The organism is Xylanibacter oryzae DSM 17970 (assembly GCF_000585355.1).
Lineage (GTDB): Bacteria > Bacteroidota > Bacteroidia > Bacteroidales > Bacteroidaceae > Prevotella > Prevotella oryzae.
In genome coordinates this window covers 218,314-230,808 of record NZ_KK073873.1, presented here as the reverse complement: position 1 = coordinate 230,808, position 12,495 = coordinate 218,314, and the positions used below count along the sequence as shown (strand labels likewise).

Below are 12,495 nucleotides of genomic sequence, written 5' to 3'. Positions count from 1 at the left end.
ATGCAAAGATACTATTTCTATCCAAATATAATAATATAAAATGTTACTAAGATGTGTATTATTTGTTATATATTATGTTATTTACCATTTTTCTCCTTATAATGAGAAGGCATATCACCATACATTTCTTTAAAGTACTTCGAGAAATAGCGAGGATTGTTAAACCCGACTTGATAAGAAATTTCACTTACACTCAATTGACTTTCACAGAGTAGGCGTTCTGCATATCTTAGTCTTATAGTTCGAATGAATTCAGAAGGTGTATTTCCTGTTATTGAAAGCATTTTTTTGTATAAATGCACACGTGACATATTTAAGATACTGCTAAGTTGCTCAACAGTAAGGTCTGTGTCTGATAAATTCTGTTCTACATAATCAGTCGCCTTCTGTATCAGTTTTTCATCAAGAGATGTGATATGTACATCCTTAATATGAGGTTGCAGATGCGCCCTATTATGGTTAGAAGAATTATGCCATTTAATAAGATTATTTATTCTTAAATTCAATAGATCAAGATTAAAAGGCTTTGTAATATAATCATCAGCTCCACTCTCCATACCTTGAACTTTATGCTCATCTGCAAGGCGAGCTGTAAGCATCATAAATGGTATGCCTTCTGTATCAGGATCAGCCTTTAGCATCCTACACAATTCATTTCCATTTATCTCTGGCATCATTACATCACTAAGAATTATATCCGGTTTTTTAACTTTAATCATTTCATACGCTTCTCTACCATCACGTGCTAGTCTCACTTTATAGTAACGACTTAATTCTTCGTTCATAAACTCCAAAAAATCATCGCTATCATCAGCAATAAGTACTTCATATTCTTTATTTACTTGCGAAACTTCCTCTTTTGCCTTATTTATATCATTATCATCAAGCTTGTTCTTAATAGATATTAAAGGAGTATCATTGATAATCTCTTTGAGTGAAGAATCATGCCTTATAGGAATCTCGACAAAGAACAAACAACCTCCACCAGGATTATCTTCTACATGCACACTACCACCATGCATTTCAACAAAGTCTTTTACAAGATTCAAGCCTACCCCACTACCACCGAAAGAATTCTCATGGTTACCATCTACTTGATAGAATCTGTCGAAGATATGCTGTTTATCATTATCACTAACGCCAATGCCTGTATCCATAATCTTTATTACAAGAATACCAGCCTGCTCTTTTTGAGTATCAGAAAGAGTTTTTATATTAACAGTCACTGAAACAGAACCACCTTCAGGAGTAAATTTGAAAGCATTAGACAATAAATTATTCATTATCTTACTTATCTTATCGTCATCAAAAGACATCCTTAGAGATGGTATGGAAGACTTGAATGAAAAATGTATCTTTTTCTCTGCCAGCAACAAAAAGGAGTTGCAAATATTGCTTAAGAAATTTATTATATCGCCAGTTAGTAAATTAAGTTGCAGTTTGTTCATATCAGCACGTCTGAAATCAAGCAATTGGTTAACTAATGTAAGCAATCTCTCTGAATTTCGATGAATCATCATCAATTTTCTTCGTTTATCATCGTCTGTTTCATCCTTTATCATTGATATTATAGGTGAGATAATTAACGTTAGAGGTGTCCGTAGTTCATGACTTACATTTGTAAAGAAACGAAGTTTCATATCATCTATTTCATGTTTTTTTTCAGACTCAATACGGACTTGGCGTATTTTATCTTCAGCCTCTTGTCTACGCATTCTAAACCGTCTTATATACCATAGTATTATAGCTATTAATATTGCATAAAGCATATAAGCCCATATCGTACTGTAAAAAGGAGACCTTATGGTTATATCTAGAGAACTTACTTCTTTATTGACATATCCATCACCATTAACAACCTTTACAAGCAACTTATAAACACCTGGCGAAAGATTTGTGAATGAAATACCAGCCTGAGATGGAACAGTTTGCATCCATTTATCATTGAAACCTTCTAATTTATAAAGGAATCTTGTATTTTCCGGTAAGGTGCAATTATTTGATGCCATTTGTATTGTAAATGCTTTGTCATCGTAGTTTAATACAAGTTTTTTACTTTCATTCAACGCTTCTTTTAGAATGACATGACCATTGAACTTTTCATTTACATTGATTAGATGATCAAAGACTACTAATCCGCTGAAGACAGCCCTACTAGGAGTTTTACCCAGGTGCAGAATATTGGGTGATACAACATTCACTCCATCCTGACCACCAATATAAATATCTCCATTTTTTGCCTGCAATATAGAACGCTGATTAAATTGTCTATTCTGTAATCCATCTATTTCATTAAAACTATACACAGTAAAATCCCATTTACCTTCATTTCTGTATACTTTAATATTAGAAACGCCCTTATCTGTTGATAACCAAATATTGTGATTTACGTCTTCCGTTACTGAACATATTTCTGATCCGCTTAATCCTGAGGTTCTATCCAAAATAGTAAGTTGGTCTGTACGAAGATCGTAAACATTCATACCAGATGATGTACCATTCCATATCAAGCCACGACTGTCAACAAATATCTGGTTTACAAACCCACTTGAGAACTCCTCATTACCTCTCGTTGAAGAATAATTTTTTATCTTATGAGTATTAAGATCCATTATTGAAAAATTAACAGAATGACCTATAACAATATCATGGTTTTTACCAATCGAGAGTGATGACAAATAATCAGAAGCTAAACCTGAATTATGACTATTATAAGTTGTAAACGTTCCTGTTTTAGGATTAAGACATTGAAGTCCTGAACCTAAAGTACCTATCCATATATTTCCTTGGCTGTCTTCCTCTAATGACCAAACACTTTTGTTAGCCAGTCCATTTGTTTTACCGGTATACCTATATGGAGTAAATTCACCATTTTTATAACGCGTTAGACCTCCATTATAGCTGCCGAACCAAATAGAACCATCGCTTGTTGCCTTGCAACATACTATAATATCCGACTGCAACTTATTTTCTTTCCGTCCATAGTGTTTTGTCTCATTTGTGATCGGATTATAAGACAATATGCCATTATCATTACTTCCACACCAGATAAGTCCACTCTTATCTTGAGACATTGATGTTATATCTCCCAGTGCAAGTAGCTGGAACTTCTTTATGTAATCTGAATAATATGCTACACCGTTTTTATATGTTCCAATCCACACAGTATAATTGTTATCTATGAATATAGACTGTTGGGTATTGTCCGGAATACTATTTATATTATCCTTATCATAATAATATGACTTCAAATATCGACGTTTAAGATTAACAACTATTACTCCTTTATGATCAGTTGCAATCCATAAATTACCATATTTATCCTGCTTTACATTCTTTACCAAAATATTTTCAGATGGAGGAATAATATCAAAATTCCTTAACATATCAGACAAGGAGCTGTACCATTTGCGGGTTTTCTGCATATAAACATAAAAATTCCCATTAGTACATATATAATAATTACAGTCTCGATCAGTAAAAATATTATATCCCTGGGTTATACCAACTTTTTTGCTTATATATGTATCAGTCCACTGCCTTCTATGTTCATGTCCATTCAGACTTATAAATTTACCATCATTATAACTCATCAACACGCTATTTCTAAATTCTGTGATAGAATTAATATTCCCCTCTGGTATCGTTTTTGCTCCATTCTTACCATATTTGAACAAAAATACAGATTGATCTCTTTTTGATATGAAATAACAGCCCTGGCCATATATTATGATCCATATATTTTTAAACTTGTCTATATATACGTTATTAATATTGCCATGAATATTATACTTTTTAAGCCAAACATTCATATCTCTCTCAAAAGTTTCAGTTCTTGGATTAAATACGCAATAGCCCCGTGATGTATGTATCCACAAATAACCTTCAGCATCCTCACAAATATTATCAACATTATTATCTAATATTGATTTTAGATTTTTATGCTGAGAATAAAACGTTTTAAATCTAAAACCATCATAACGGTCCAATCCTGAAGCTGTAGCAAACCACATAAAGCCATGAGAATCTTTAAATACATAATTTACTTGACTATTTGACAAGCCATCAGTAGTATCAAGTCTCCTGAATTTAATATCTCCGATATTTGCATTCGCATCACATCCAAAGACTATAATAAATATTATTGTCAATATATATATTTGTTTTCTCATATATCTATTTGTAGGAATAACATTTGCAAATATAGTACAAAAGTGTGATTTAAGGAAAAAACATGTCGTTTTTTTATAAATATTCAATCCAAAAAGAGCCGCCTTTTTATATGGCAGCTCTTTTATCACATATCAAACAATCATTATCACTACTTACTTGATACCCCTAGAAGAGCATCTACTATTTCACTCTCATACCAAGTATTCTTATTACGATCATAAAGTCCCATCCACCAAAGGCCTGTTGTATCTTTTGCGCGCATCTGAGTAATCGCATATTTTGCGTATTTAATACGTTCACTCATGCTCTTTTTTTCGTCTATTGCTCCGAACTCTCCAAAAAAGAATGGAATGCCAAGATCATCAAAACGATTAGAGGTACGTGTTATAACATCTGAGACTTCTTTTTCACAGGATGAATCAAATACTGAAATATTATTTGTGCCTGCATCATTGCAGAAGTTATAAGGATCATAAGAATGAATAGAAGCTACTATATGATTAGGATGCTTATCGTTTGGAACAGCAAAACCTTTCAATTTAGGAATAGTACTACCCGCACCATATGGATTACAAACAAGATTTCTATATTCATTTTTACTACCTGTAGCTCTTACTGCATCAACAAAATCCTGCTCTAGCTTATTCACTATCATGCAAGCATTTGCATCTGTAGGATCACCCCACTCGTATTTCGAATCAAGGATTTCATTAAAGGCCTCGAAAATCAGTTTTTCATCATAATCTTTAAAACGAGTTGCAATCTGTTTCCAAAGTGATTTTAACCTTGTACTTATAGCACTATATCTGTTGGCATCACACACGAGCCACCCTGCGTCATCTTTACGACTCGCATCCTTTGCTCCGCAATCATGTTGAACATTCAATATACAATATGCACCTGATTTTAAGACATACTTTACAACATCTTCAACGCGGTTCATCCAAGCCTCATCTACATTGCCATCTGTATCAATATGTGGATACCATGTTACAGGAACACGAATAATATTAAATCCTTTAGTTGTTATCGCATCGATCATTGCCTGTGTTGTTATTGGCTGTCCCCATGATGTTTCCCAATCGTACACCGTTTTTGGATTAAACCATGACTGGTTAATATCAGGATTTGCATCAAGTGTATTACCTAAATTATAACCAAGTTTGATGTTACTTACAAGCGAGTATGCACTTTCAAAAGGATCTCCTGAATCCATAGTTGCTCCATTTTGGTTTATTTTTACGACTTTAGATAAATTACCTGAACTAATTATCAGTTGAGTTGAACGTTTTGTTGTTGCATTTCGAGATACTGCTACTTTTATATAAGACCATTTGTCTGCATATCCATAACCGGCATGGTTAGATATATTAACCCATGATGTATCAAGAACCTCTGCATTCCAATCTGCGTCGCATTTTATTCCTACAACTGCAGATCCTGATGATATTGGGAAATCAAGGGTATTTATAGATACACTATCCTTGTAAACGTCAAGTTCAGATGCAGTAACAGTATCATTGCTAGTGCTACAACTCTGAATGGTCATAGCTTCAAGCAATATTAGAATAATTGAAAAAACACTCCTAATTTTCATAATTCATTATTTTTTATAATATATTCGGATATTGTCAAAGCAGACATCAATATTACCCTTCTTTGTTCCTTGATTATAATCCATAAGTCGTATCTGATTAATTCCTGTAGCAACAATATCTTTATATGTTTTATCTTTAAAACATGCAAAATTGCTAAGTTTAATAACATGACGGTACCACTTACCTTTTACGTTATTACCATCAATATCACCAATAACTGGCTGTGAAAAGGAGAAAGTTCCCTGATCTGTATTTATCCAGGCAAATCCATTATCATAATAATTTTCTGCATCTCCCACAGTTTGTATCAGATATCTCAAATATCCTGTATAACCAGCAGTGTTATAAGCAGAGTTATTGTCATAGACTTCCATAGCAAGATATATATCGTCTGCTGATGCATTTGAAGGAATAACATCATAACCAGGAAGAGGAAATGGTCCACTCCAGTCTTTACGGAAATATATCATAGTACCCCACCAATTTGAGCCATTGTCCATGACATTAATACGAGCATAAGATCCATCACTTGAATAAGGAGCTGCACCACTTGTAGCTGACTCATAAATGGCATTAGGTCCCCACCCATTATCTGTAGCATTTCCATCAAAATTAATAAGAACAGAAGCAGGGTTGAAGAAATTTTCATAATTTACCTGTCCACCTGGTGTTGTTATAGTCAATGTAGTTCCACTACCTGTTGCTGGTTTTTTATTAAATACGAACGATAACTCATCTTCCGAACTAGCTACTTTTAAATCTTTACTCGTCAAAGTTACATCGCCATAAGTAATACTTCCAACCTGAACAAATTCAGAACCTTTAATTGTTACCGTTTCACCTATTTCAGGATATTCACTACTTACTGATTTTATTTTCGGTATTCCAGGCTTCTTAGAATAAGCAATATATGAATATCCCGTTGCTGTTTTCACTACTAATGTACCTGATTCGTAAGGTATATCAGGCAATACTAATCCTAATTCAGATGAAGTAACATAAGAATTTGTTTGGGGATCAAGGTAATGATCTTTAACAAGACTTGAATACTTTGTAACATCAACAATACTACCAGTTATATCTTTCCATTTAGTTGTATCAAGCTTAGCAGCAGGGATATCAGTAAAATATATTTTTTCTATGTCAATAAGATTCTTACCATATACGTAAAGTGAATCACCCGCATCACGTGGATATAATCCCTGTATGCGACCAATAGAAGGATTTGGTGCTAAAATTTTGAATGCAAAAGTAGCCGTACCATGACTTGTCTCCAATCTTATTTCATCTTTTAATGTACTGTCAAAAGCTGTAAGTTTAAAGCCATTTTCCTCTTTTGGTATTGTGCACATAACACTATGGTCTGTATTCATAGTAGAGTTAAACGAGACTTGCTGATCATTAATATATATTTTGAGTACATTACTTAGATTTGTACCTGTAATCGCTATAAGTTGACCTGTACTGGATTTTGTAAATAAGCTGTCAGCATAAACAGGGTCAGGAACTCTAACACCAGTAATTTCTGGCGTCCCATAACCTTCTTTATTATCTTCACTGCATGAGATTAAGGACAATTGCATAAATGCGATAGTCGATAACACAAGAAGATAAAATATATTGATTTTATTTTTTTTCATAAGTCATAATATTGTTTAGTTATTTATCATTTCCAAAATTATAAGCCTGTGGAGACTCTTTTAGATAATGGTTCTGTAAAACGTCTGCTTCTGGATAAGGCATAAAAATATTTGTTTCGGTCAATTTAATAGGTAATAAATTAGATTGTGCACGTACTAATGAGTCTACATTATACACATAGCCATGTGCTTTATCCATTTTTATTCCATTAACGACAGCAGTAGAATTATCAGTTTCAGAAACAGCAAGGTGATCATTCCAATATACGTGGTTGGCTGCATCTTTAAAGTACCAGCAATTTGTACCATTATTCAAAAAAGCACGGTAACTTATAGTTCCATCATTATTCATCAAAACATCTCCTTCACGGTACTCAAATGCACGATGCTGCTTGTTATTGAATATGTCTAACATATACTGAGGTTTCCATCTGTACCAAGTAACCATATCAAACCAATTCTTATACTCCATGCAGAATTCTATTCTGTGTTCTCGAATTAACGTAGCCAGATCATATGTGTTTAGCAGACTAACATGTGCACGTGCTCTCACAGCATTTATTGCTGATAAACCTTCTGCATCTGTACTATTCGTATTATTGCCAAGTATAGCTTCTGCCTTAATCAGATATACTTCAGCAAGGCGTATAATGTATGTATTCAATGGAGAAGCCATTTGAGCAAGATGTCCACCTGCATCTGCTTTCGTTCCAAGAACACCTTTTTTGCATTGCATCCATTTGTGTTTATACGTATAGCCTCCATCAGCCTGAAGTATATATTTATAATATCTTTGTGGAGTAAAGAATGTACCACGAATACGGAATGTATCAGCAGGCTCTTGGTTATAGAGGTCTATCATATCAACAGAAGCAATAAGACTTCCACCCCATACGTTAACATCAGTTACTTCTGGAAATGCCAAATCTGAATATAACGCATTAATAGCCCCCCAACCTGAAGATGTTCCAAGATTGGCATCAGCCCAACGCATGGCTAAAACAGTTTCTGAGTTATCATTATTCTGAGCCTTAAATAAATCTTCATAATTACTCATTAGAGAATATGGTCCTTTATTTATGACATCATCACACAGACTTATTACTTCTTTAAGCGTTGCTTCATCTCTTGTAGCCTTATTCCATCCACTTTGTGCCAATAAAGCCTTGGCTAGAAGAGCCTTGGCTGCATAACTTGATGGATGACCTTTACCTGGGTTGTCAGACATCAAACTAACCGAACGCCTATAGTCACGAATAATAAACTTTAGTACATCATCTTCAGTATTTAAAGGCTTTACAGGATTATTAATCATATCCTGATTATCCTCATATAAAATATTAGCGCCCCATCCACGAAGTAGATAAAAATATGCTGTAGCACGCATAAGATAACATTCACCAAGAGCCTGATTCTTTACAGATTCAGAAACTGCATCTGAACAATACTTATTAATATTATCTATAGTTGCATTTGCCATTGTCACTACATTGTAAAGTGATGACCAGGCAAGACTCATGTCTTCTGTAAGACTTGTTATCTGAAAACGTGCAAACTCAGCACTGACATAAGGGTTCCAGGCATCATTGGCACGATAAGATCCCATACCTACTATAGCACGGCGGTTAAAATCGAACCATGCACGGTTATATAATGGTTCTACTCCTTTCATTACAGCATCATCAGAAGAGTAGAATGTCTTTGATGTATAATTGCCTTGAGGAGACTTATCCAGAAAGCTATCACTACAACTACTTAAAGCTAATAAGATCAGTAAAACTGATAAGATGCAACTAGTAAAAGCTTTTAAGTTGACCATATTATTATGAATATTTATTTTTTCCATTTCTTTTAAATTTTAAAAGCGTACTTTTATTCCAAAATTATAAATGCGCTGTGATGGATAACGATAATTATCTATACCATGAAGGATAACACTCTGGCCTATTGATCCTACTTCCGGATCATAACCATCATAGCCTGTAATAGTAAATAGATTCTGAGCATTAGCATATATCTGCACCCACTCAAGTTTTAATGGTTGAAGCCATTTATCAGGTAGATTCCATGCAAACGATAACGATTTTAATCTAATATAACTACCGTCCTCTACAAAACGGCTGCTTATACGATTGTTGTCATTCATACTTCCTCCGCTTACATATATACGGGGATAAGAAGCCGTTTCTGCATTTGTGATATATACATTTGAAATATCTAAAGCAGAACCATTCGGATTAATTAGACCTATTTTAGCATAGTTGGTAGCTTCTTTCAAAAGATTGCTATACTTTGAAAAATTTGTGGAATTTTGTTTTACTATATTATAAATATCATTACCGACACTACCATTTAGGAAGAAAGATAATTCAAAATTTTTATATGTAATTGTATTACTTATACCAAATGTATAGTCTGGGTTAGGATCTCCAATATACTTACGGTCTGCTTCTGTTATTTTTCCATCACCGTTTACATCCTCAAATATATAATCTCCAACCCAAATACCTGTCTTAGAAATATCATATAGATTACCGGATGAATCAACAGGTCTAGCCACAGGTATTTTGTTTCCATTGTGGTCTAAAAGGAATTCTCCTAGTTTATTTTTCTGATAGAAGTCAGACTCTTTAGTATACATACCTATTACGTTATATCCATAAAATCGGCCTACTGCATCCCCAACCTCTGACATTGTATATGTCTGAGAACCAATAGTGCCAGACAAGGCAGAAGAACTGCTGTTTGTCTTCGTTAGTTTATTGCGGTTGAACGAAATAGTAATACCTGTGCGCCATTGCCAACCATGAGTATTTATGTTTATCGTGTTTAGTGTAAATTCAATACCTTTATTTTCCATCGAACCTGCATTTACCCATGGAGACGACATACCCATATAGTCGTTGTTGATAACGTATGAAGGCAACTGTGCCTGCATAAGCAAATTCTTAGTTTTCTTATAATAAGCGTCTGCAATAAATTCTATTCGGTTATTAAACAAATTAAGGTCTAATCCTATATTCAATGAATTAGTACTTTCCCACTTTAGGTCTTGATTTGAGAAGTTGCCTGGATAATAGCCTGTGCCCCAAGCTGTAGGAGTATTAGCCATTGTTGCTCCATAGGCATAACTTCCTGCACTTTGATTACCTACAAGACCCCATCCTAAACGAATTTTCATATTATCTATCCAATGAATACTTTTCATAAATTTTTCATTGCTTATACGCCATGCTATAGCAGCAGAAGGAAACCATCCCCAGCGGTTGTTCTCACCAAAACTAGAAGAACCATCTGTACGTACAGTAGCTGTCAACATATATCTATCCAGGATATTATAGTTTAGACGTCCATAGTATGATTCAATACTCCATGGCGTTCCGCCATCACCTGTATTTGTAGCCGTAGAAGAATCGCCTACATTAAGACTATGCAAAGCATCTGAGATATAACCTTTACGTGAAGCGGAAAGATTCTGCCATTTGCCCCATTGTGCTTCATGTCCAAGCATTATCTGCATATGTTGATTCTTAAATGGATCTATATCATATGTTGCGTATTGCTTGAACGAGTTATACTCATTCTTAGAACTGCCACGTGTTGATAATGACTCTACTCTTACTGTTCCATAAGAATATGATGGCTGAAAATAATAGGTATTGCCCCATCCATAACTTCCGCCATATTCAACGCGTAAAGTCAAACCTTTGATGGGTGTTATATTGGCAAAGAAATTATAATCTAATGAAGAGTTTTTACTATTATTTTCTCTCATCTGTGCTTCAAAAAGAGGGTTTGAATAGTATGTTGCAAAGTCATTAACTTGAGGGAACCCATAAGTACCATCCGGATTGACAGGAGCTACATCCGGAAATTGATTTAAGGCTGTTTGTATAGCATTTGATTGATCAAATGTTGTAACTTGTTTTGTGTTTGCAAAGTAACCGTTCATACCTAACTTTATATATTTATTTACATCAATATCAAAGTTCGCACGAAATGATGCTCTATTGAATGACGATCCGACTCCTACGCCATCCTGATCCAGATATCCTCCTGAAAGCGAATATGCAATATCTTTTGCTCCACCACTTACATTTACTTGATGGTTATCCATGAATGCCGTCCTAAATAAAACATTCTGCCAATCTGTACCATTCGTAAGCAAACTAGGATCTTTGTAATCAGATCTAACACCCCAACCGAGAATGTTCGCACGTTCATTATAAAATGATGCATAATCTTTCAGATTCATCATATCAAGAGTTTTGGGCAACTGCTGCCAACCTATATAACCTTCATACTGTATCTTTGCTTTTCCATCATGGCCTCGTTTGGTAGTAATTAACACGACACCATTTGATGCTCTGGAACCATAGATAGCAGTTGCAGATGCATCCTTCAATACTTCTATATTTGTTATATCAGATGGGTTAATAGATGATAGAGCACTTGTATTATCCGAGGAGCTTCCTGACATTGCTATGCCATCTATTACATATAAAGGCTCGTTACTGCTCAAAGAATTTACACCACGAATCTGAACAGAGATACCTCCACCCGGTGCACCTGAGTTTTGTGTAACAGCAACACCGGCAATTCTTCCTTGCATTGCCTGCTCAATAGTAGTGTTTACTCCTTGCTTGATTGCCTTCTCATCAATAGATGATACAGAACCTGTGAGGTCACTGCGTTTCATTACGCCATAGCCTACTACGACCACTTCATCTAGCGATTTGTGGTCTTCTTTTAGTACAACATTGATGTTATTTTCAATACCGACTTTAACAGTTTTAGACAAATAGCCTACATAAGAGAACTGAAGTATCTGTCCTGACTCAACATTGATAGAATATTTTCCGTCCACATCGGTTACAGAACCATTAGGAACGCCCAATACTTTGACGGTGACGCCAACAAGTGGTTCGTGGTCAATAGCAGACGTAACAGTACCTGTAACGGTCTTTGCATCCAGCGAACTCGCCTCAAGAACATTCATTGCAGTGAATAGCAGAAATGCTATTAAAGTGACATTGCAGAGTAATGAACTCTTGCATAACCTAAGAAGTGTTTTTCTCATAGTT

At 34.7% G+C, this 12,495-nt stretch carries 5 protein-coding genes; all 5 read right to left on the bottom strand.

Annotated elements, in window-relative coordinates; translation table 11 throughout:
- Positions 1-77 precede the first annotated feature (77 nt).
- The gene (locus XYLOR_RS00780) at positions 78-4,172 is read right to left on the bottom strand and encodes a hybrid sensor histidine kinase/response regulator transcription factor (protein WP_051508806.1); all 4,095 of its coding nucleotides are present in this window, start codon (positions 4,170-4,172) and stop codon (positions 78-80) included.
- Between the two features lie 149 nt (positions 4,173-4,321).
- Positions 4,322-5,770, bottom strand: a complete 1,449-nt coding sequence (locus tag XYLOR_RS00775) for a cellulase family glycosylhydrolase (protein ID WP_036876102.1) — start codon at positions 5,768-5,770, stop codon at positions 4,322-4,324.
- A gap of 6 nt (positions 5,771-5,776) precedes the next feature.
- A complete protein-coding gene (locus tag XYLOR_RS00770) occupies positions 5,777-7,411 on the bottom strand; it encodes a glycan-binding surface protein (protein ID WP_036876100.1) in 1,635 nt (544 codons plus the stop codon).
- A gap of 19 nt (positions 7,412-7,430) precedes the next feature.
- A complete protein-coding gene (locus XYLOR_RS00765; protein WP_245601929.1) occupies positions 7,431-9,257 on the bottom strand; it encodes a RagB/SusD family nutrient uptake outer membrane protein in 1,827 nt (608 codons plus the stop codon).
- A 12-nt stretch (positions 9,258-9,269) separates the two neighbouring features.
- A complete protein-coding gene (locus tag XYLOR_RS00760; protein WP_036876099.1) occupies positions 9,270-12,491 on the bottom strand; it encodes a SusC/RagA family TonB-linked outer membrane protein in 3,222 nt (1,073 codons plus the stop codon).
- Positions 12,492-12,495: the final 4 nt, after the last annotated feature.